Source organism: Flavobacterium sp. B114r (assembly GCF_056824125.1).
The window spans coordinates 2633078-2656755 of record NZ_CP124858.1; the positions used below are offsets into that span (position 1 = coordinate 2633078).

At 34.5% G+C, this 23678-nt stretch carries 18 protein-coding genes; 4 read left to right on the forward strand and 14 right to left on the reverse strand.

Annotated features, from left to right (window positions below; translation table 11 throughout):
* Positions 1 to 162: 162 nt before the first annotated feature.
* Positions 163 to 4680 (reverse strand): glutamate synthase large subunit, encoded by a 4518-nt coding sequence (gltB, locus tag QLQ94_RS11275; RefSeq protein WP_271335449.1) that lies wholly within the window; start codon positions 4678 to 4680, stop codon positions 163 to 165.
* A gap of 415 nt (positions 4681 to 5095) precedes the next feature.
* Here gltB and sucC point away from each other — a divergent pair, with 415 nt between their 5' ends.
* Complete coding sequence (gene sucC / locus QLQ94_RS11280) at positions 5096 to 6289, forward strand: ADP-forming succinate--CoA ligase subunit beta (RefSeq protein ID WP_271335448.1); 1194 nt, start codon at positions 5096 to 5098, stop codon at positions 6287 to 6289.
* Positions 6290 to 6679: 390 nt separating this feature from the next.
* On the opposite strand, the gene QLQ94_RS11285 is transcribed toward sucC, so the two are convergent.
* Entirely contained in the window at positions 6680 to 7483 is an 804-nt protein-coding gene (locus tag QLQ94_RS11285; protein ID WP_271335447.1) for a DUF5694 domain-containing protein, read from the reverse strand.
* A 219-nt stretch (positions 7484 to 7702) separates the two neighbouring features.
* Here QLQ94_RS11285 and QLQ94_RS11290 point away from each other — a divergent pair, with 219 nt between their 5' ends.
* Entirely contained in the window at positions 7703 to 8743 is a 1041-nt protein-coding gene (locus QLQ94_RS11290) for a sensor histidine kinase (protein ID WP_482499789.1), read from the forward strand.
* A 3-nt stretch (positions 8744 to 8746) separates the two neighbouring features.
* Positions 8747 to 9451 carry a LytR/AlgR family response regulator transcription factor gene (locus tag QLQ94_RS11295; protein ID WP_271335445.1) on the forward strand — a complete coding sequence of 235 codons (705 nt, stop codon included), beginning with the start codon at positions 8747 to 8749 and terminating at the stop codon, positions 9449 to 9451.
* Positions 9452 to 9596: 145 nt separating this feature from the next.
* Here QLQ94_RS11295 and QLQ94_RS11300 read toward each other — a convergent pair whose 3' ends face one another.
* The 3 genes from QLQ94_RS11300 to QLQ94_RS11310 form a co-directional block, all read right to left on the reverse strand.
* Entirely contained in the window at positions 9597 to 10061 is a 465-nt protein-coding gene (locus QLQ94_RS11300; RefSeq protein WP_271335444.1) for a DUF1456 family protein, read from the reverse strand.
* Between the two features lie 289 nt (positions 10062 to 10350).
* Positions 10351 to 11379, reverse strand: coding sequence for an aminotransferase class I/II-fold pyridoxal phosphate-dependent enzyme (locus QLQ94_RS11305; protein ID WP_271335443.1), 1029 nt, complete (start codon positions 11377 to 11379; stop codon positions 10351 to 10353).
* 5 nt (positions 11380 to 11384) lie between these two features.
* On the reverse strand, positions 11385 to 12395 hold the full coding sequence (locus QLQ94_RS11310; protein ID WP_271335442.1) for a dipeptide epimerase: 1011 nt from the start codon (positions 12393 to 12395) through the stop codon (positions 11385 to 11387).
* A gap of 136 nt (positions 12396 to 12531) precedes the next feature.
* On the opposite strand from QLQ94_RS11310, the gene QLQ94_RS11315 reads away from it, so the two are divergent.
* A complete protein-coding gene (locus QLQ94_RS11315; RefSeq protein ID WP_271335441.1) occupies positions 12532 to 12933 on the forward strand; it encodes an excinuclease ABC subunit B in 402 nt (133 codons plus the stop codon).
* On the opposite strand, the gene uvrB is transcribed toward QLQ94_RS11315, so the two are convergent.
* From uvrB to QLQ94_RS11360, 9 genes are all read right to left on the reverse strand, one after another.
* Positions 12930 to 14921 (reverse strand): excinuclease ABC subunit UvrB, encoded by a 1992-nt coding sequence (uvrB, locus tag QLQ94_RS11320; protein ID WP_271335440.1) that lies wholly within the window; start codon positions 14919 to 14921, stop codon positions 12930 to 12932. The genes QLQ94_RS11315 and uvrB overlap by 4 nt on opposite strands.
* A gap of 392 nt (positions 14922 to 15313) precedes the next feature.
* The gene (locus QLQ94_RS11325; protein WP_271335439.1) at positions 15314 to 16252 is read right to left on the reverse strand and encodes an alpha/beta fold hydrolase; all 939 of its coding nucleotides are present in this window, start codon (positions 16250 to 16252) and stop codon (positions 15314 to 15316) included.
* 269 nt (positions 16253 to 16521) lie between these two features.
* The gene (rlmF, locus tag QLQ94_RS11330; protein ID WP_427402848.1) at positions 16522 to 17478 is read right to left on the reverse strand and encodes a 23S rRNA (adenine(1618)-N(6))-methyltransferase RlmF; all 957 of its coding nucleotides are present in this window, start codon (positions 17476 to 17478) and stop codon (positions 16522 to 16524) included.
* Positions 17479 to 17741: 263 nt separating this feature from the next.
* Complete coding sequence (locus tag QLQ94_RS11335) at positions 17742 to 18404, reverse strand: thiamine diphosphokinase (protein ID WP_271335437.1); 663 nt, start codon at positions 18402 to 18404, stop codon at positions 17742 to 17744.
* A 213-nt stretch (positions 18405 to 18617) separates the two neighbouring features.
* Positions 18618 to 19073 carry a RidA family protein gene (locus QLQ94_RS11340; protein WP_271335436.1) on the reverse strand — a complete coding sequence of 152 codons (456 nt, stop codon included), beginning with the start codon at positions 19071 to 19073 and terminating at the stop codon, positions 18618 to 18620.
* Positions 19074 to 19216: 143 nt separating this feature from the next.
* Complete coding sequence (locus QLQ94_RS11345) at positions 19217 to 19657, reverse strand: DinB family protein (RefSeq protein WP_271335435.1); 441 nt, start codon at positions 19655 to 19657, stop codon at positions 19217 to 19219.
* Between the two features lie 153 nt (positions 19658 to 19810).
* On the reverse strand, positions 19811 to 20293 hold the full coding sequence (locus QLQ94_RS11350; RefSeq protein ID WP_271335434.1) for a GyrI-like domain-containing protein: 483 nt from the start codon (positions 20291 to 20293) through the stop codon (positions 19811 to 19813).
* Between the two features lie 8 nt (positions 20294 to 20301).
* Positions 20302 to 21123 (reverse strand): DUF4249 domain-containing protein, encoded by an 822-nt coding sequence (locus QLQ94_RS11355; RefSeq protein ID WP_271335433.1) that lies wholly within the window; start codon positions 21121 to 21123, stop codon positions 20302 to 20304.
* Positions 21124 to 21160: 37 nt separating this feature from the next.
* Entirely contained in the window at positions 21161 to 23542 is a 2382-nt protein-coding gene (locus QLQ94_RS11360) for a TonB-dependent receptor (RefSeq protein ID WP_427402849.1), read from the reverse strand.
* Positions 23543 to 23678 lie beyond the last annotated feature (136 nt).

The following is a 23678-nucleotide window of genomic DNA, read 5'->3' on the forward strand; positions in this document are numbered from 1 at the left end:
GATCAATTTTAAATTCCAATTTTTTAAATTCCAAATTCCAATTTTTTTAACCGCAAAGAGCCCAAGGTCTTTGTTTTTGCTTTTTTGAGTGTTTTAAGTTCGCAAAGCTTTGTGGTCAAAATTTCAATAATCGAAAATCTAAAATCAGAATTCTAAAATCATTTAACCCGCAATTAATTCTTCTATTTTTTTCTCTTCTGCAATTCGTTGTAATGCTTTCTTGTAATCAGTTGGCATTACTTTCACGAAATTGTTTTGTTCATTTTCCCAGTCTGCTAAAATTCTTTTTGCTAATGGACTGTTGGTATACAAAGAGTGATTTTTGATTAGTTTTCTCAATTTAGTCACATCTTCTTCTTCGACAGGATCAAAAGCAACCATTTCCATGTTGCATAATGTCGCATCAAATTGTTGTTTAGGGTCGTAGACATAAGCTACACCACCGCTCATACCAGCTGCGAAGTTTCTTCCTGTTTTTCCTAAAACAACCACTGTACCACCGGTCATGTATTCGCATCCGTGATCTCCAATTCCTTCAACAACTGCGGTTGCTCCAGAATTTCTCACGCCAAAACGCTCACCAGCCATTCCATTAATATAAGCCTCTCCGGTAATAGCTCCGTAAAGGGCAACGTTACCAATAATGATATTTTCTTCAGGTTTGAAAGTTGCAGTAGGAGGGACTTTGATAATCAATTTTCCTCCGGACAATCCTTTTCCTAAATAATCATTACAGTTTCCGTGAATTTTAAACGACAATCCGTTTGTTGCAAAAGCACCAAAACTTTGTCCGGCAGAACCTTCAAAATCAACTAAAATAGTGTCTTCAGGTAAACCTTGTGCGCCATATATTTTTGAGATTTCATTACTCAAAATAGCACCTACAGAACGGTCTGTATTTTTAATTTTAAATGTAACTCTTGTTTTCTCTTTTCTATAAATAGAAGGAATAGCTTCTTTGATAATTTCGAAATCCAATACGTTTTCAAGATTGTGATCTTGTTCAGTTGTATTGTGATTTGGAACTGTTTTAGCTTTTTCCGGTTTGTATAGAATCGATGATAAATCTAAACCATTTGCTTTATAATGTTTGATCGCTTTGTTCACATTTAATTTTTGTGACTGACCCACCATTTCTTTTAAGGTTCTGAAACCTAATTGCGCCATGATTCCTCTTAACTCTTCAGCAATAAAATACATGAAGTTGATAACGTGCTCCGGAGTTCCTTTGAAATTTTTTCTCAATTCAGGATCCTGAGTTGCAATACCAACCGGGCAAGTATTTAAGTGACAAGCTCTCATCATGATACATCCTGATGCAACAAGCGGTGCAGTAGCAAAACCAAATTCTTCGGCTCCCAATAATGCAGCGATAGCAACATCACGACCCGTTTTCAATTGTCCGTCACATTCCAGAACCACACGGCTTCTTAAATCATTTAAGATCAGAGTTTGTTGTGCTTCGGCTAAGCCAAGTTCCCACGGAATACCTGTGTGTTGTAAAGAAGTTAATGGTGCAGCACCAGTTCCTCCGTCATAACCTGAAATCAGGATTACGTCAGCTTTTGCTTTTGCAACACCGGCAGCGATGGTTCCAACTCCAACTTCAGAAACTAATTTTACGTTTACACGTGCTTCACGATTGGCATTTTTTAAGTCAAAAATCAACTGAGATAAATCCTCAATAGAGTAAATATCGTGGTGAGGCGGAGGCGAAATCAAACCTACATATGGTGTAGAGTTTCTTGTTTCAGCAATCCAAGGCACTACTTTTTCTCCAGGTAATTGACCACCTTCTCCGGGTTTTGCACCCTGAGCCATTTTAATCTGGATTTCTTTAGCGTTTGTCAAATAGTTGATCGAAACACCAAAACGTCCCGATGCCACTTGTTTGATTGCACTGTTTCTTGAATCTCCGTTGATTTCTTTCTGGAAACGTTTAGGATCTTCTCCTCCTTCTCCAGAATTACTTTTTCCGCCAATTCTGTTCATTGCAATCGCTAAATTCTCGTGTGCTTCTCTACTGATAGATCCGTAAGACATCGCACCCGTTTTGAATTTTTTTACAATTTCTGTCCAAGGTTCTACTTCATCAATAGAAATTGGATCTAAATTGTTGAATTCGAATAAACCTCTAATAGTCATTAAGTTTGAGCTCTGCTCATTGACCATGTCCGAGTATTCTTTATAACTTTCAGGGCTATTCAAACGAACGGCCTGTTGTAATTTTGCAATAGTGGTTGGGTTAAACATATGTTTTTCTCCACCACGTCTCCATCTGTAAATTCCTCCAATTTCTAAAGGCAATAAACCTGCAATTTTAGAATTTGGAAATGCTTTTTGGAAACGTTTTTTTACTTCTTTTTCTACTTCCATCAAACCAATTCCTTCGATTCTTGAAGGGGTAAATGGGAAGTATTTGTTAGTGAAGGTTTTGTTTAAACCTAAAATCTCGAAAATTTGAGCAGCTCTGTACGAATGTAAAGTAGAGATACCAATTTTATTCATGATTTTAAGGATACCTTTTGCAATTGCTTTGTTGTAATTTACTATAGCATAATCTGCTTTTACTCCTGTAATATGTCCCTGGTTAACCTGATCGTGAATGATCTCGTTTACCATATAAGGATTGATCGCACTTGCACCATATCCGAATAATAAAGCAAAATGATGAGGTTCACGTGGTTCAGCAGATTCGATTATGATTCCGAATTTAGAACGAACCTGTAAAATATTCAAAGAGTGATGGATATAAGAACAAGCCAATAGCATTGGTATTGGAGCCAATTCTTCACTTACACCTCTGTCAGATAAAATAATGATATTACATCCTTCAGAAACCGCTTTAAAAGTTGCCTGAACACATTTTTCAAGCGCGCGTTCTAAACCGTTAACTCCTTTTTCTATTTTATATAAAGTAGAAATTGTAGCCGATTTGAAATCTGCGTGATCAATGTTTCTGATTTTATCTAAATCCTCATTCGAGATAACCGGATTCTGGATTTTTAGTTTTTTACATTGTTTTGATTCAATTTCAAAAATATTAAAATCTCCACCAATTGCTAAACTGATATCGGTAATGATTTCTTCACGAATACCATCCAAAGGCGGGTTGGTAACCTGAGCAAATAATTGTTTGAAATAGTTGTACAACAATTGAGGCTGATCTGATAAAACTGCCAATGGCGTATCGTTACCCATAGAGCTAATGGCTTCAGCGCCCTGAGCTCCCATTGGGTTAATGATAGTTTTTAAGTCTTCAATTGTATAACCAAATAATTTTTGTCTTGTTAGAAAATCAAGTTTCTCAACAGGAGTAGGATTATTGGTATATGGTATTTTAGATAATTGCAACAAGTTTTCATCAATCCATTCCTGGTAAGGACGTTTTGTTACAATTGCTTTTTTAATTTCTTCGTCTTCAATAATACGACCTTCGTTCATGTCTACAAGGAACATTTTTCCTGGCTCTAAACGACCGTGTTGTACTACATCTTCCGGTTCTACATCAAGTACACCAATTTCTGATGACATGATCACAAAACCACTTTTTGTCAATGTATAACGAGAAGGACGCAAACCGTTACGGTCTAACAAAGCCCCAATTACGTTACCATCTGTAAACGGAATAGAAGCAGGACCATCCCAAGGTTCCATGATACAAGAGTTGAATTCGTAGAACGCTCTTTTTTCAGGAGACATTGTCTGGTGTTTTTCCCAAGCTTCAGGAACTACCATCATCATCGCCTCAGGCAATGAACGGCCTGTCATTAATAAAAGTTCTACCACCATATCCATAGAAGCAGAATCTGATTTTCCTTCTAAGATAATTGGGAATAACTTTTTGATATCATTTCCGAAAATTTTGCTTTCCATCAATTCTTCACGAGCACGCATACGGCTTACGTTTCCACGAAGCGTATTGATTTCACCATTATGACACATATATCTAAATGGTTGTGCTAGTTCCCATGAAGGGAAAGTATTAGTAGAGAAACGTTGGTGCACTAACGCCAGACGAGTCACTAAATCGGGATCTTTTAAGTCAACATAATAACGGCTGATGTCTTCCGGCATCAATAAACCTTTGTATATTATGGTCGTTGTCGATAAACTAGAGAAATAAAACATGTGACTTTCAGAGGTTTTTGATCCTCTTATGGCATGTTCAGCAATTTTTCTAGCTGCAAAAAGTTTTGCATTAAATTCGTTTTCAGTTAAATCCTGACCGTTTTTGCTAACAAAAACCTGTTTAACTGTTGGTTCTTTTTCTGCGGCAATCTGCCCTAAATTCTCCACTTCAACAGGTACATCTCTCCAACCCAGAACTTTTAAGTTTTGATCCTTAATAGTCGATTCAAAAGCGTTGATGCAAAAAGAAACCTGGTTTTTGCTTTTTGGTAAAAACACCATTCCTACTGCATACTCACGTGTTTCAGGGATTTCAAAATCACATACTTTTTTAAAGAAAGCGTGTGGGATATCGAATAAAATTCCAGCTCCGTCTCCAGTTCTTCCATCAGAACTAACGGCACCACGATGTTCCAATTTTATTAAGATATCCAATGCTTTGTGAATAATATCGTTTGATTTAATACCATTCAGATTACAAATAAATCCTGCACCACAATTGTCGTGTTCAAATTCAGGCAAATAAAGCCCTTGTTCTTTAACTTTCATTCTTGATATTTTTTCTACAAAAATAAAGATTTCGTTAAATATAATGTATTGGAATTGTAATTTGACTTACATTTTTATTGTAATACTAGAAAAACGCTTCTTAATTGATAATAATATTATATTAACCATTGCGAAATGATAAAATGACAACGGCTGTTAGAATATATTAAGAAAAATCGCCGTAAGCCTAATGAATACAGTGATGTATTTGTTAAATATCAAACGTTTTAGTGGTTTTCCGTTAATATTAACAAATTGTTTTGTTAACTATTTCTTGGTATTGAAAAAGAATAAACGTTTTGCAAATATCTCACACGTTTTTTAATTGAAAAAGATTTTACTATTCAGTTGAATTTTGCTACTTTTGTCGCACTTTTATTCTGAAATAAATTCAGAACCAGACAAATTCTATATTATGAACATACACGAATATCAAGGAAAAGAAATTTTAGCGAGTTACGGAGTACGCATTCAACGCGGAATTGTGGCTAACAATGCAGTCGAAGCTGTGGCTGCTGCAAAACAATTAACTGCCGAGACTGGTACAGGATGGCACGTAATAAAAGCGCAAATTCACGCAGGTGGTCGTGGAAAAGGTGGTGGAGTTAAGCTAGCTAAAAACTTGCAACAAGTTGAAGAAATTGCTGAACAAATCATCGGAATGCAATTGATTACACCTCAAACTTCTGCTGAAGGTAAAAAAGTAAACAAAATTTTAGTAGCAGAAGATGTTTACTATCCTGGTGAAAGTGAAACTTCTGAATTTTATGTTTCTGTTTTATTGAATAGAGCTACTGGTCGTAACATGATTATGTATTCTACTGAAGGTGGAATGGATATTGAAGAAGTTGCTGAACACACTCCTCATTTAATTTTTACTGAAGAAGTTGATCCTTCTGTTGGATTACAAGGTTTTCAAGCAAGAAGAATTGCTTTTAACTTAGGTCTTTCTGGAAATGCTTTCAAAGAAATGGTGAAATTCATCGACTCATTATACAATGCTTACATTGGTTCTGATGCTTCTATGTTTGAAATCAACCCGGTTTTGAAAACTTCAGACAATAAAATTATGGCTGTTGATGCTAAAGTAAATATCGATGATAATGCTTTATACAGACAACCAAAATATGCTGAGATGAGAGATATCCGTGAGGAGAACCCAATCGAAGTTGAAGCTAAAGAAGTAGGATTGAACTATGTAGATCTTGACGGTACTGTAGGATGTATGGTAAATGGAGCAGGTCTTGCAATGGCAACTATGGATTTAATTAAATACGCTGGTTTTGAGCCTGCTAACTTCTTAGATGTTGGTGGAACTGCTGATGCAAAACGTGTTGAAACTGCTTTCCGTATTATCTTAAAAGATCCTAACGTAAAAGCAATTTTGATCAATATTTTTGGAGGAATCGTTCGTTGTGACCGTGTGGCGCAAGGAGTTGTTGACGCTTACAAAAATATGGGTGATGCTATTAAAGTGCCAATTATCGTTCGTTTGCAAGGAACAAATGCTGAAATTGCAAAAGAATTAATTGACAATTCAGGTATGCCAATTTTATCAGCTACTCAATTTCAAGAAGCTGCTGATCAGGTTAAAGCTGCACTTTCTTAATCAAATAAGAAATCAATTATATAGAAAATCCCTCCGATCATCGGAGGGATTTTTTTTTTGGAGTCATTTTAACTGGTGAGGATTTAACCGCAAAGATCGCAAGGATTTTTAATTATAAGGATCTTTATAAACGCAGAGTTCGCAAAGCTATACTTGATAAAGCTTGGCGATTTTTGAGAACATAGCCCGTGGTTTCAACCACGGGGACGCTACGGGATATACAAATTGTGATATGCGGATTGTGATATACATTGTGTCTCCGTGGTTGAAACCACGGGCTATATTTTACAACGGAATTTATTATTATACTTTTTTAAGGCATAAAATCCGCAAAGCTTTATTAATAAAACTTTGCGTAAACCCTTGCTTTCTTTGTGGTTAGATTCGTAACTATTTCAAAACGGTTGCCAATTCTATAATTTCAAATTCGGGATCATGTGCAACAAATTCTCTCAACATGGCCGTATGTCCCGCTCCCAATAAAACCATTATTTTATCGTCTTTGCTTTCTGTTAGTTTCTGGATTAGAGCATACATATAAAGATTTCTTCTGTACCATTCTGAAACTAAAAAAGCACCCACAAAATTATCTGTTTTACCGCCTTTATTCGCCGTTTCGAGATACCAGCCAATATTATCTTCATTGGACGCTTTTGTATTAATATCTAGAAGAAGTTCAGTTAAATTGTATTTAGCAATTTTTTTATTTTGATCTGTTTCATAATGTTTCATTGACTCTTCATTTTTTTTAATCAGGTCAAACTGATTGGCTGCTTCTATTCCCTTTACTAAACTATCATAAGGAAAGTCAGTGTCTTTATAATCAATTCCGTATAGCTTTTTGTGTTCTAATTTTTTAGCCGATCTTAATGCAACTTGTACAATTTCGCTGGCATTTTTATGGAGTAAACTATCCGTGTTTTTGTTATAGAATTTATCCAGTTTGTCCTGTTTTTGATAATTCCATTCTACAAAAATTTTATCAGGACCAAATTTTTTGATTTTATTGGTAATGTTTTCAAGCTCTTTCTGGCTCTTGTCTGTCATTACATTAAAGGTATTGATTTTGGCAACATCAAGCCCGGGATTTTCAAAATGGAAAGTTCCAAGCAGTAAGATTTGTTTCTTTTTTTGTTGAGCAGAAACGGTGTTGAATACAATTGTAAAAACTAATAGTAAAGCGATTTTTTTCATGATGATTGTTTTAAATTCATGACAAATGTAGAGCAGCTTTTCAGTTGGATTTTTAGTTTTTGATGAACACCACATTCCGGATTGCAAACAATGATAATTGGCTGGTAAAAAATTTCGTGTACTATTTTGGATAGTTCATCCAAGGAAATGACCATTTTATATAAATATAGTATTCATGTAAAGTCATAGTTGTATTTTTGAAATAATAACAACATCATTATGAAGTCAAAAATCCCGTTTTATTATCATGTTCTTCTTTTTTTAGGGCTATTTATACTTCTTTATCTGTGGGATATAGGAGTTAACAATCGTGGGTTAGATTCCGTTTTTAGTAGTTTGTATTTTGCATTTAATATCGGTTTCTTTCTGTCTATTTTCGTTGTTTATATTCTGAATTTCTATACCTTTTGTAATTGGTTTTTAAATAAAAAGAAAGCTTTTTTGTATTTATTGAGTATTCCGGTTTCATTAGTGATTTTTGCCGGCGTACGCTATTTTTTGCAAGAAGTTGTTATTTTTGAAATTACAGGAATTCATAATTATGGAGAGAAAGCGCGAGAAATAACCTATTACATCCGTGACAACTTTTTCTTTGGATTGCCATCTGTTATTTTAAGTGCTGTGAGTTACTTATTTTGGCAATTTCAAAATACCTACAAGCAAAATCAGCAATTAGTATTAGAAAATAAAAAAGCACAGCTTCAAATGCTAAAGTCACAAGTAAGCCCGCATTTTTTGTTTAATACACTTAATTCCTTCTACAGTCAGTTGATTCTGAAAGATGATAAAATGGCATCAGATATTTTAGTATTGTCAGATTTACTTCGTTATGTCATTACAGAGACAGAAAAAGAGGAGGTATTGCTCTCTAAAGAAATTCAGTTTCTACAAAATTATATTCATTTGCAGCAAAAACGATTTGAAGATCAGCTTTATTTAGATTTTGAAATTGAAGGAAATTTTTCGACTGAAAAAATCCTTTCTTCGGCATTAATACATTTTATCGAAAATGTTTTTAAACATGCAAAACTTAATAATCCCGATGAAAAAGCCATTATTCTGATCAAAATAAAAGAAGGTTTTTTAGAACTTTTAACTTTTAATTATAATGTGGGAGGAGAGAATTATTCGTCGACCGGAATTGGTTTTGAAAACCTGACCAAACGATTAGAGTTTACTTATAAAGATCAATTTATACTCGAAAAAACAGCAGAAAATAATACCTTTAAAACCTATTTGAAAATACCACTAAAAAAATAATTTATGACCTTTAAATGTATCATTGTTGATGATGAACCGCCAGCAACCCGCATTCTCGAGAATTACATCGAAAAAGTATCTTTTCTGGAAAAGGTGGGAGTTTTCAATGATTCATTAAAAGCATTAGAGTTTCTGAATACACAAAGCGTTGATGTTATTTTTTTAGACATTCAAATGCCGCAATTAACAGGTTTACAGATTTCAAGGATAATTTCTAAAGATATTAAGGTCATTTTTACAACGGCTTATCCTGATTTTGCATTAGAAGGATTTGAATTAAATGCTATTGATTATTTATTGAAACCAATTGCTTTTGAACGTTTCTATCAGGCCGTTTCGAAGCTGAATTCCGACCCTAAAACAGAAGTTGTAATGAATAATTCATCTGATTTTATTTTCATAAAAACAGACGGAAAAAACAAATTTCAGAAGTTGTTTTTAGAAGAAATTTTATACATAGAAAGTCTTCAGAATTATGTTTGTATCCATACTCATAAACAACAAATTATCACCCATTCGTCTTTAAAAAATGTAATTGAATCATTGCCTGAAAAAGATTTTATTCAAATCCATAAGTCATTTATCGTTGCCTTAAAACAAATAGAATCTACGGATAGTTTTTCGGTTTTTATTAATGCAAAAGAATTGCCAATTGGAGCGACTTTTAAAGATGCTTTTTTTGATCGAATTGATCAGAATAAGATATAAAGAAAACCTAATCATTAATTTTATTTAACCGCAAAGTACGCCAAGTTTTTATCTCGGACTTATGCTGATAAACGCAAAGTTCGCAAAGCTTTATCAATAAAAACTTTGCGAACTTTGCGTAAAACCTTGCGACCTTTGCGGTTAATTATTTTTTATTCTTACCGTTTTTGTAAATCACTTTTTCTACAACCTGTACTTTAGGAGCAGTTTTAGTGTTATTCTTCTTGAAAGGTTTTTTAGCTGCAGGTCCTGATTTAGAAGGTGCTTTATCGCCTCTTCCTTTTTCAGCATCTTTTGCACTAGCTTTAAATTCAGGTCTTTCTTTCGTACTGTCTTTTTTAGGAATCTCTGCTTTATGTTTTGCTAAAACATCGTTTGGGTTTTTAGGATTTTCTTTCGTTCCTCTTAAATGAATTACCAATCCGTTTAAGAAATTACGTAAAACCTGATCGCCACATTCCATGTAATTTTCATGATCTTCGGCTCTAAAAAAAGCTCCCAATTCTGATTTTGTAATTCTAAAATCTACTAATTCTAAAATTTCAACTATTTGGTCGTCACGGAGCATCAAAGCCACGCGAAGTTTTTTTAGGATATCGTTATTTGTCATTTTTTGTTTTTTAATTTCAATTGTTTCAAGTTTCAAGTTCCCCAATCTTTGTCATTCATATAATAGAGGAATCTTCGCAATGTGAGCAAACAACGAAGATTGCTCTTTCGCGTGATAACAAACTATGCACTTATTTTCTACAAAGGTACGTTTTAAAACTAATTTGATTACAATTTATTCAGTTGTGCCTGGTTTTTTTGCCACGAATTACACGAATTTTTACTAATTGAAATTTACGCGCAATGCAATTCGTGAAAATTAGTGTAATTCGTGGCAACTTTTTTTGCTTTTACTTAAAATTAGAATTGTTTAAGATATTTACTAATTTATCTAAATCTTCGTGAAGATGATTGGCGGTAATCACTATTCGATTTAGGTTGTTAGCATTTTTCTGATATTTGAAATTGGCTATAATAATCTTATTTTCTTTTAATATTTCGATTAGATTGTCATTTTCTAAATAAATTAAAGGATAGGTTTTGTCAAATTTGATAGTGTCATTTTTGATTAACTTTTGATCAATATAATTCAGGTTTTCAATCAATTTTTGATGTTGATTTTTGTAAAGAACTGAAGCATCGGCCAGAGTCTGGACAAAAGCAGGATTCATTCCAGCAGCAGAAACAAAAGTGTCTTGTTCTTTTATTTGGTTGATAAAAGAAGCATCGCTTGCAATAACGCCACCGTTTAAGCCAAATGCTTTCCCCAAGGACGAAATCATGATTTTTTTTTTGATGGGAAGATCGATTTGTGAATAAATTCCACAGCCATCTCTGCCTAAAATTCCAAACGAATGCGATTCATCAATAAGAAGTGTAATTTCTTTATGATTAGGAATTGCTGCCAGCATTGATAAATCAACTGCCCGGGTTTGGAAAGACGGAACTCCATCAGTCAGAATTGTAATTCTTTCCGGTTGAGAATCCAGTAATCTCGGGTTTATTTTCTCGTTTATAAACAACGGTAAACTATTCGTTTTGATGGCAGTATGAATATCTGAAAAATGGAAAAATCGATCCGTGCTTTTATTCAGTATATCAATTACTAATTTGCCGGCGAGCATTCCGGACGAAACTGTAACGGCGCTTTCTGATTTTATATGTGTGGCTAAGAAAGTTTCGCCGCTCTCATAAGCCGTTAGATTTATATTGGCACTTCTGGAACTCCCGTAAGTAGTTCCCCATTTTCGTATGTTTTTAATCACCAATTCCTGAAATTCCTTATTTGTTGGTAATCCCAAATAAGCCGTTCCTCCAAAATACAAATATTCTTCGTGATCGATTTCGATAATTCTATCCGGAAACTGATTGACATTCATAACGTTTAGATTAAGGTAACTCCCGTTCCGTTAAGGTCAGAATAATGAATAACACCATCTTTTATTGTTACGCCGGTTGCAATATCTTCGGCTAAAAGCAAAGCACCATCCATATCAACATAATCTAGTTGAGGTAATAAATGTGCAATGGCAGAAATTCCCACCGTTGATTCCGTCATACAACCCACCATTGTTTTTAAACCGAGTTTTTTAGCTTCTTCGATCATACGTTTTCCCGGAGTTAATCCGCCACATTTTACCAATTTTACATTTACACCATGAAAATGGTTGAAACATTTGGCAACATCTTCTTCGATAATACAGCTTTCATCAGCAATTACAGGTAAAACTGAGTGTTTGAAAACTTCTTTATGCGCTTCCCAATTATCAGCTTTCATGGGTTGTTCCAAAAATTCTACGCCTAATTTTTTTAGTTCAATCGCATTATTAATCGTTTCCTCAACACCCCAGCCACAATTGGCGTCGATCCTAAAAATAGCATTCGTGTGTTTGCGGAGTTCTTTTACAATCGCAAGATCTTCTTTCGTTCCCAGTTTGATTTTGTAGATAGGCCACGGAAGTTCCTGCATTTTCGAAACCATTTTGTCTATAGAAGCAATTCCGATCGTATAATCAGTAAGCGGATTATTTGCGATATTATAATTCCATAATTCATATAATTTCTTGCCTTTTTTACGAGCATATAAATCATTATAAGCTAAATCTAAAGCGCATAAAGCAAACATATCGCCTTTTAAATAAGGATAGATTTTTGCCCAAAAAATATGGGGAGTTTCATTATCTGTAGTTTCAATAACAGTTCTGATTTTTTCTAAATCCTGCATCATTACCGGAACCGTTGTTTTGTAATACGGATTCGAAGTGGCTTCTCCAAAACCCGAAAAGCCATCACTTTTGAGTTCGACAATCAGTGAAGGCTGAAAATCAATAGATTCTCTTGAAATGGTAAAAGTATGTTTTAGTTTTAGATTGTATTCTCTTAAAATAAGTTTCATAGCGAGTTTGATTGCTTTTTATATTTCATATAAAATATTTGTTATCCACAACAATACAAAAGAGAAAGATCTGTAATCATGAGTTGTGTTGCGTTTTAGGTTTAAAAACAATATTTTAGCTAAAAATAATAAATTGATGAATACCGAAACAGAAAAGAGAAGTTTACTTTTAGAAATGATTGCTTTTTCTACCGTTGATGGGCAACTGCATAAAAGGGAGTATGATTTTTTGTGGCTGGTAGCTCAGGAATTGAGCATCGAGTATGTCGATTTTAAAGATTTATTTCATCAGGAGCATACTGCTCAAATTATAAAATCGGAGTTTCAGCGCATACAGCAATTTTACAGACTCGCTTTAATCATGTATTGTGATGGTATTTTGCACGAAAAAGAAGCCAAAGCAATTCAGCAAATTTCAATCGAAATGGGGTTGAACCCAAATGCAACCAAACGTGTTTTAGATTTGATGAAAAATGCTCCAAACGCAATAATAGACCCTAACGTTTTATTGAGAGTTTTTCAGGAACAACACAATTAAGCCAATTGTTCCTGTAGTTTTTTGATATCATCACGCAACTTAGCCGCTTGCAAAAAGTCCAGTTCTTTTGCCGCTTTCTCCATTGATTTTCGTTTTTCGCGAATCATTTTTTCTAATTCGGTTTTCGATAGATAAGCAGTTTCCGATTCGGCAGCGGCAGATAGAGTATGTCCTAACTCATATTCTACCAAAGGATTTTTAGTAAAGGCACTGTCAATCTTTTTATTCAGAGCTTGTGGTGTAATTCCGTGTTCTGTATTATAGTTAATCTGTTTAGTTCTTCGATATTCTGTTTCGTCCATTGTTCGTTGCATACTCGCCGTAACTTTATCCGCATACAAAATTGCCTTTCCGTTAAGGTTTCTTGCAGCACGACCAATAGTTTGTGTTAAAGACCTGTGATTACGAAGAAAACCTTCTTTATCAGCATCTAAAATTGCAACTAGCGAAACCTCTGGTAAATCAAGACCTTCACGAAGTAAGTTTACTCCAATAAGAACATCAAAAATACCTTTTCGTAAATCCTGCATAATTTCGATACGTTCCAGCGTATCTACTTCAGAATGTATATAACGACAACGAATGTTTACTTTAGTTAAATATTTTGCGAGTTCTTCGGCCATTCTTTTGGTCAGCGTGGTTACTAAAACTCTTTCGTCTAATTCGCAGCGTACCTGAATTTCTTCAATCAGATCATCGATTTGATTCAAACTGGGTCTTACTTCGATAATAGGGTCTAATAGTCCCGTTGGACGAATAATTTGTTCTACATAAACACCATCTGTTTTTTGTAATTCGTAATCTGCCGGTGTTGCAGATACATAAATTACCTGATTTTGTATGGCTTCAAACTCTTCAAATTTCAAAGGTCTGTTATCCATGGCGGCCGGTAAACGGAAACCGTACTCCACCAAATTTTCTTTACGGCTCCTGTCGCCTCCGTACATGGCGTGAACCTGAGAAACGGTTACGTGACTTTCGTCAACAACCATCAAATAATCACTTGGGAAATAATCTAATAAACAGAACGGTCTTGTTCCGGCCTGTCTTCCGTCAAGGTATCTGGAATAATTTTCGATTCCGGAGCAATACCCCAATTCACGAATCATTTCTAAGTCAAAATTAGTACGTTCTTCCAGACGTTTGGCTTCGAGGTGTTTTCCTATTTCTTTGAAATAATCGACTTGTTTAACCAAATCTTGCTGAATTTCCCAAATAGCGCCTTGCAAAACATCCGGAGAAGTCACAAACATATTAGCGGGATAGATAGTAAGTCTTTTGAATTTTTCTATAACTTGTGAGGTCTTCACATCAAATGATTCTATTTCTTCGATTTCGTCGCCAAAAAAGTGAATTCTGTAAGCGTCATCGGCATAACTTGGATATACTTCGACCGTATCGCCTTTGATTCTGAAAGTTCCCGGATTAAAATCGGCCTCGGTTCTGGCGTATAAACTCTGAACCAGACTATGAAGTAATTTAGTTCTCGAAATAACCTGATCTCTGCTTATTTCTATTACATTTTTTTTAAATTCAACAGGATTCCCAATACCATATAAACACGAAACAGAAGCGACAACCAAAACATCCCGACGTCCCGAAAGGAGGGAAGAAGTTGTGCTTAAACGCATCTTTTCGAGCTCTTCATTGATGGATAAGTCTTTTTCGATAAAAACCCCTGTTACAGGCATAAATGCTTCGGGCTGATAATAATCGTAGTAGGAAACAAAATATTCGACCGCATTATTGGGGAAAAATTGTTTGAACTCAGAATATAATTGCGCTGCCAAAGTTTTATTGTGGGCCAAAACTATGGTTGGTCTTTGAACTTCCTGAATGACATTGGCTACCGTAAATGTTTTTCCGGATCCGGTAACGCCTAATAATGTCTGGTATTTTTCGCCATCGATCACACCTTGTGAAAGTTTTTCGATTGCTTGTGGCTGATCACCTTTTGGACTATACTCTGAGGATACTTGGAAATTCATTTTTGAAGGATGAAAAAATTAGTTTTGTAAAGATACAAAGTTTGAATTCTATATAAAAGGGTTGCCACGAATTACATGAATTGCCCGAATTTTTACGAATTGTCTTTTGTTATTATTAATTAAATTGGTATAATCCCTACGCGATATTCTGTGTGGTTATGGTTCTTTTATCAAAATTAAACTTCTAAAGGAGTTTTTTTATTAAACTTGTCATCTCGACGAAGGAGAGATTGCACAAGAAACTCGACAAAGATTGGCGAATATCTGAACGGAAATACTAGTGTGATCTATCCTTCGTCGAGATGACAAACTTTGTGAATACTTTCTGTGTTTACTCATGTACTCATGTCTTAACTTGATTGCATTAGTTGTAGGGAATATAACTTATTTGGCTATTCTAAAAAATCAATCATCGCATCATTTACAACTTTTGGCTGATCGATGGTTAAAAAATGTCTGGCATCTTTTATAACCTGAGTTTTACTGTTACTTACATATTTTTTGGCTCTTTCTAAACTCTCTTCAGAATTTATGACATCATGATCTCCAATTAAAACCAAAACAGGATTGGTAATCGATTTTAAATCATCATCTGAAAAGGGATGCATTTTGAACATACTTGAATTTGATTTAGCATATTTATTGGCCAAATAAAATTGCTTTTTATAAATGGGACTAATTTTTTCAGGATGTGCAGAAAATGTTTTTAGTGTTTTTCCGAATTTCTTTTCGCTTGGGAAAAGTTTCAGCATTAAAGCAGAAGTCGTTTTACCTACTTTGTCAATGAATTTAAAGGTTTGCGCCGGACTTAGCAACACTACTTTATCTATTGAATTTCCTTTTTGAGTGGCTAATAATGTGGCAATCCAGCCGCCGCGGGAAGCTCCAACAATATCAAATTTCTTTAATTTGTAATGGTCGAAAATTTCATTGTATAAAATTACAATTTCTTTTGATGAAAGTGATTTTGAAGCCAGAGTCGATTTTCCCGGTTCCATCATGAAATCAATTGCGTAAATGCGATGGTTTTTGGCTAATGGTTTAATATTTGGATACCACATGGTAGAGCTCGCATCCATTCCGTGAAGTAAAACCAGATCTTTTCCATTTTTTGGACCAGCCATAATAACGTGAGCCGTGCCGTAAGTGGTTTTTATGTCTTCCTCAGTATAAGGAATATCCCAAAGTTTTAAGGCTTTGTCGTAAGAGTTAATATAAGCTTGCTTTTCACTTTTTGTTTTAAAAACATAATCGTCAAATTTTGCTTTTTTAGTCGAAGAACAGCCTGTAAGTACAAGTAATAAGAGTATTCTGAAGTATGTTTTTGGCATAGTAATAAAATTCAATTTACTTTAAAGGTACGGAAATACACTATCGATAAAGTATCAGAATTTTATTTTAAAGTATCATAATTGTAATTTCTTGAATTTACTTTCCATTTTTCAATATTATTTTTAACCTCACTGTGAGAGTAAAAACTTCCATTTTTAATTTCTTTTTCAGAACATGCCAGCTCTTTATTGTATTGTTCCAAATCAATTTTTGAAATTTCAGAAACAGTGCTGTTTTTAGTTTTACTTATGATAATAGGATTTAATAGTTAAGAATTCTCAAACTTCCACGCCTTTTGCTGACTTTCGCTTAAAAAAGTCCAGGCAATGATTCGGCTGGTTTTTTGGCCTTGAGCCATATCAATAGTTTTTATCGAAGAAGCATTTACTTTATTAAGTGTTTTGTAAATGCTGGACAGGTTTTCTCTTTTTGAAACTAATGTAGTAAACCACAAACATTGCATAGCAAATTTTGAGCTTTCGTAAATCATTTGGGTAACAAAACCAATTTCGCCGCCATCGCACCATAATTCGGCATTGTGACCTCCAAAATTCAGTACAGGATTTGTTTTCTTTCTTTCCTTTGTCAGGTTCGAAATTTTGCGAAGGGTACTTTGATTTGCATCTTCAGCAGAAGAATGAAAAGGTGGATTGCACATCGTGAACGTAAAACGATCTTCGGGTGTGATGATGTTTTTGAATATAAAACGAGCTTCAGTTTGTTGCTGTAAACTGATGGCATCAATCAATTTTGGGTTTGCTTCGATGATTTTACTACAATTTTCAATTGCATTTTCGTCGATATCCGTTCCTACGAAACTCCAATCGTAAATTGCATTTCCTAAAATAGGATAGATACAATTGGCACCTGTACCAATATCTAAACCTAAAACCGAAGATCCTTGAGGGATAACTCCGTTATTGGTTTCGGCTAATAAATCAGCCAGATAATGAATATAATCAGTTCGGCCAGGAATTGGCGGGCAAAGATAATTTTTAGGAATATCCCAGTCTTGTATATCGTAATAGGTTTGTAGTAAGGCTTTGTTAAGCGCTTTTACAGCCAAAGGATTACTGAAATCTATGGTTTCAATTCCGTGAATATTTATTGCAACGAATGGTTTTAATTCAGGACAATTCGTAATAAGAAGTTCGAAATCATAGCGGGAACGGTGAAGATTTCGAGGATGTAAATTATTTTTTTCGGAATTGTCTGTTTCTTTCATTTTGTAAATTTCCGTGCAAAGATAGTCATTCCTTTCTTAGTCTCAGTCGGTTTAAAATTCCAATGTTTAAAATCTAAATTCCAATAAAAAAAAATCCAAATTCCAAATGCGAATTAATGTAAGGGTAAGTGATTTTTTTAGAGATTTTAAACTATGTTTCTATGTGCTAATTTTTCTCGCAGATTTTAAAATAATTTAGCTGATGTACACAGATGATCATTCAAAATTTGATCTTCTATAATCTGCGTGAAACAAAATTTTTTTTAATCCATGCACTCCATCAACAATAAATCGCCCTCGTTATGGGTAATGCTGACTAAACCGTCCTGAAGAACAGAATTGCTGCTTCCGGTTCGATAACCAATTGTTAAGGTATCGTCTTTTAGAGGATATAGTAAATTGGTAGAATTAATTCCGTTGACAACACCAATGGGAATCAAAGAAATAGGTGTTTTTGCGGTGTACCATTTCTCGAATTTGTTAGGCAGCAAGAATATTTTAGAATGATCGTCGAGAATAACAATTTTAATCAGATTGCGGTAACGAACGATATTAGTAAGGTTTGTAATGGTATGATCGGCGCGTTTTCCCGTGGCCCAAACTACGTTTACGGCAGGGATTTTTCGCGCGATTAAATAATCGAAAGCTTTCTCTAAATCGGTTTTGTCCTGATCCGGAGTGTGTACAATTTCTATTGGATATTGAGATGTTTTGTAGATTTCAGGATCAAAGCCATGATCGAAATCTCCTAAAAGTACATCGACTTTTATACCTAATTCAACAACTCTTTCCATGGCAGAATCCAATACGATCACAAGTGGCGACCATTCGAGCAATTGTCCTAATAATTCAGGATTACATGCTGCTCCGTTGGCAATAATTAAAGCGGGTTCCTGGTCGTCGCGTACGATATGGTGTGAAGACATTTAGATTTTTGATTTGAAATGTGCTGCAAAGGTACGAAAGTTATAAGTTTTTTATTTTACCATTAAGAGATTAAGAAAGTTTAGTTGGCTGGCTTAATATCCTAATGGTTGTATTTTTTTTACCACAGATTATTAAGATTAAAAGAATTTTCAAATGGTTTGCTTTTTAGAATAGCAACCTAACTTTCTTAATATCTTAATGGTGAAATTTTTTTATTTTGCCTTGAAAGCGATAGCATCAACTTCGATTAGCATTCCGTCGATAGCTAATTTAGGAACGGGAATTAAAGTACTTGCCGGAAATGGATTGTTTTTCCAAACTTTTCTGATTTCTTCGTTCCATATTTTTAGTTTTTCAGGAGAATGATCTACAATCAGAATGGTTATTTTTATAATATTCTCCGGTTTTAGTTTGTAGCTATCGAGAACCGTGACTATGTTTTGTAAGGCAATCTGAGTTTGCTCTCTAAAATTATTACTTAATGTATGTTCTTTTCCTGCTCCGCCACTTTGCCCTGAAATGTAAACCAATTCTCCAGGAGCAGAAACCGATGATGCGTGACTAAATCCATAAGGAGTTGGATCGAATAGGGATTCTGGATTTTTGAATGTTTGTGCTTTTGTAGTAAACGCGCAAAGTGAAAATAGGCTAAAAAGTAAATGTTTCATGTTTTCGAAATATTGAATTAATTATTTGCAAAGTTTGCTTAATTCTAACTTCTAAACCTGTACATATGTTGAGGTTTTTTTCAGTCGCAGTTTTCAGTCTCGGTGCTTACTGTAAACTGTGACTGAAAACTGAGACTAAAAACTTAAAGTAGCCTTCGATGGTAATTGATTTGTCCTAAATGATAGGCCAAATGTGTGGAGAGATGCACTAAAAAGAATCCTGTTGTCATCTCTTTTTCGAACACAATTTGTGGATAAATGTTTTCCAGATCATCTTCGGTTAAACTGTCAAGCGTATTATTTACGACCAGAATAGTGTCGTCAATTTTGGTAATTAGCTCAGTTTTTGGAATATCTTTTAAGGAAAACTCTAAAGGACGATCACGGACATAACCTGTTTTGCCTATTTCGGCTCCAATATAAGTATTGATGTTCCCGATAAGATGTAAACAAAGATTTCCTCCGGAATTTGAAATACCTTTATCAATTGCCCAAAGTTTGCTTTCATCATGATACAATTCTATCTCGACTTTTAATTGGTGGAGATCTCGGTTGAAAAGAGATTTTAAGGTTTCAATTAGCATAACGTTTTTTTTTTTTTTTTTTGCCACAGATTTTAATGATTAATCCGGATTTCTTTTAATTAAAATAATTATAAATGGAACTTAGTACGATTTAATAATAATGTTATTGTTTTGATAATCTGTGTTTAATCATTAAAATCTGTGGCAAAAAAGTTAAGCTTTAGGCGTTATCGGAATCCAGATTTCTTCTTCAGAATCCGGATCTTCTTTTTTGTATTGATCACCCATTACTGCAAAATGCGGTCGTTCGTCTACGGTATATCTTGAATTGGGTAGCCATTCGACAAAAATAGAATGATAAGTTTTGTGTCCTTCGCTTTGTGGGCCTTTATGAACAAAGACTGCGTACAATCCGGTTGGGATAATTAAAGTTTCCATTTCTGGCGGGACTTTATCAAAATCAGAAACTTCGACAGCTGCCCATTTTTGGAAGCTGTTGTTAGGATCAAAATTATTAAAATGTCCATCAGGAAAAACTTCAAGCGAATATAAATTAGAGTCAATCGAATTCTTGATCTCTTTACGTTTTGGCATAAAAGAACTCCACAACTGGAATGTTTTATTTTCGATAAACGACATTACGATATGTTTACCAATTAATTTTTTTTCTGGTAATATTTCAATTCGGGCTTCCATTGTACTGATTATTGAATAGTGTATTTTTTATAATCTGTTTCGCTAAGTGAAAAATAACCTAACGGATAATTGGCCTTATCTATTGTGTTGATGATATTTCCTTTTACCGTAGCGGGTGGGGATTGAAATGGTCCGCCAACATTACTTCCCGCAATACTTACTAAAATGCTCATATAATTATAATATTGTTTTGAGATTCCGTAATGTGTGATTTCGACTTCATTTCCAATTTTTAAATCATCATCATCTGATTTACTAAAATACTCATTTCCCTGAAAGAATTTATCTTCACCCACATAATAGGTCGAGGTCACTTTATTTGAGTAGCCGTATTTGTATAAGTAGAAATTATCAGCATCCGGAGGATCGTTATAAAATGCTCTGATTTCGATTTCATCTCCTGTAAAACCACCTTCGTTATTTTGTTCTATACGGGTTATTGGCGCAACAGATTTCATTATTTCAGTGGCTGTATAAGTAATTCCTTTGTTGATGACAGTCAAAGTATAAGTCTCGTCAATTACCGGGTTGAAGTTGGTGCAAACATATCTTCCTGTTTTGGTTACTTCTATAAAATTGAATTGGTCGTTGTGGCTGTTTTTTATAAAAATGGTTGCCCCGGAAACTGTCGGAATCACATTTTCGAAATAACCGGTCGTTGTACTCAGTTTTATAGTTTGCTGTTTTCCTGATGTTCCTTTTTGCCAGTTTATAGCAGCTTCGATTACCAATTTTGGCGGAGCAGTATCGAGATCAACGTCGACAACTTCTTCGCAGCTGGTAAAGAAAATCGAAAATAAAAGTACAAAGAATAAGGTCGCTTTTTTCATGATATATTTTTTGTTTCCTTTTTGAAGAAAATGATTCTTAAAATTTAAAATTATAACTAACCGCAGGAACCATCCCAAAAATAGAAGTTTGTACTGCTTCATTTGCACCTGTATCAACGTTCTGACGGAAATTGATCGAAGCGGCATTATGGCGATTATACAAGTTGTAAATGCTAAAAACCCATTCGCCTTTCAGTTTTCTGTCTTTGTTTTTTCTAGGCGTTAAAGTTGCCGAAACATCTAAATGGTGATACGCAGGCAGGCGATTTTCGTTTCTTGATCCATAACTAGGAACCGTAATTCCTAAATATTCGTACTGACCGTTTGGATACGTAACAGGCTGACCGGATTGTAGCGCAAAGTTAGCACCAAAAGACCATTTCTCGTTTAAAGTATAAGCACCTGTCACTGCTAAATTATGTGTTTTATCATAAGCAGAACTGTACCATTGTCCATTATTGATACCTGTTTCTTCAGGAGTTCTTCCCGGCGTTTGTTGTTGTGATTTTGACAGCGTATAAGAGATCCAACCGTTTAGTTTGCCTTCATTCTTTTTCAGCATAAATTCAACCCCGTAAGAACGCATTCTTCCGTTTAGGATTACTTGCTCGATAGCGTCATTGGCAATCAAATCAGCACCATCGATATAATCCAGTCTGTTTTGAATTTTCTTGTAATACGTTTCAACTTCTACAGAATACGCGCCGTTATTTATGTTTCTAAAATAACCCAATGCCACCTGATCTGCAATTTGTGGTTTGATATAATTGTCACTTGGCATCCAGACATCAAGAGGAGTAGGAGATGAGGTGTTTGATATTAATTGAAGGTATTGCGCCATTCGGTTATAGCTGGCCTTAATCGATTGATCATCATTTAGTTGGTAAGAAGCAGAAAAACGGGGTTCTAAATTATTGTAATTTTGAATTTCCTTGTTTTTGCCAAAATATTTGGTAGATGTTGGTATTGCTTTTTCGTAAATCTGCATGTCAGTATTGAAGATCACAGGTTCATTATTATCGTAATAATTAATTGTCGAAGCTCCTAAACGATAAAATAAACTGTAACGCAATCCGTAAGAAATCGTAATCTTTTTCGAAATTTGATTTTCTGCTTCTATATAAACAGAGGGCTCAAAAGCATATTTTCGATCTAATTGGTCCGGGTTGATTCCTGAAGTTTCATTACTTGGTTTAATAGTTCCGGGATTGAATTCGTAATAGATTCCGTTTACACCATAGTTTAATTTGAATTTATCAGAAATATAGTTCTTGAAATCATATTTGATGTTGTAATTTTTGATTCCCGAATCCCATTTGAAACCTACGAAATCCAGATCAAGGCCATAATAGTAATCACTGTAAATTAAGGATAGATTCGCAAACAATTTATCAGAATATAAATGATTCCAACGCAGGTTCAAAGTAGAGTTTCCGTAGATATTCGTAAAACTTTTGTTCAGGCTGAACACGTCACGACCAAAGTAACCGGATAAATACAAACTGTTATTGTCGTTTAGTTTATAACTTAATTTTGTGTTTAAATCATAAAAATAGGCCGAGTTGTCTTTTTGTTTTTCTGACAGTTTCAGGAATAAATGGGCATATGAAGCTCTTCCTCCAATTAAGAAAGAACCTTTGTCTTTTACAATTGGACCTTCAGCAAGAAGTCGGCTTGAAATTAATCCAATTCCTCCATTTACATGGAATTCTTTACTATTTCCGTCTTTTTGATAAATATCCAATACAGATGAAGCCCTTCCGCCATATCGAGCGGGAATTCCGCCTTTGTATAATTTTAAATCTTTTATAGCATCAGGATTAAAAACAGAGAAAAAACCAAAAACGTGAGAAGAGTTAAAGATCGTTGCTTCGTCTAATAAAATTAAATTCTGATCAGCTCCACCACCACGAACATTAAATCCAGAAGCACCTTCGCCTGCATTCGTTACTCCCGGAAGTAGTAAAATCGATTTAAGAACATCGACTTCCCCCATAACAACGGGCATTTTTTTTATGGCAGCAATAGAGAGTTTATTGGCACTCATTTCAGGCGACTTGATATTGATTTTGCCTCTGTTGTCTTTTATTACAACTTCCTGAAGCTCTTCGCCACCTTCCTTTATCCCAAAATTTGTTTTTGTATTTTGATTTAAGATAACTTTTTTGTGGATTGTCTGGTACCCCACATAACTAATTTCAATTTCATGTTCGCCTTTAGGAACCGTTAGAGAATAAAAACCATATTCGTTGGTGGTTGTTCCTATTTTTAAAGCAGGAATGTAAACATTTACGCCAATTAAAGTTTCGTTGTTTTTAAAGTCAGTGATTGTTCCGCTTAAAGTAAATTTTTCCTGAGAAAATGAAGTTAAAGTTGTTAATAGGAAGATGAGAATAAGGCCAATTTTTTTTGTAATCATTGTCTTGTATTTGAAGCACATAGTTAATAATTCTTACTAAATATTAATGCGTAACGATTGTTAAACATTAGTTAAGAATATTCTATTATTGTTACAGGCTTTTGATCCTTTAATTAGTTTGCTTATAAATTCTCGA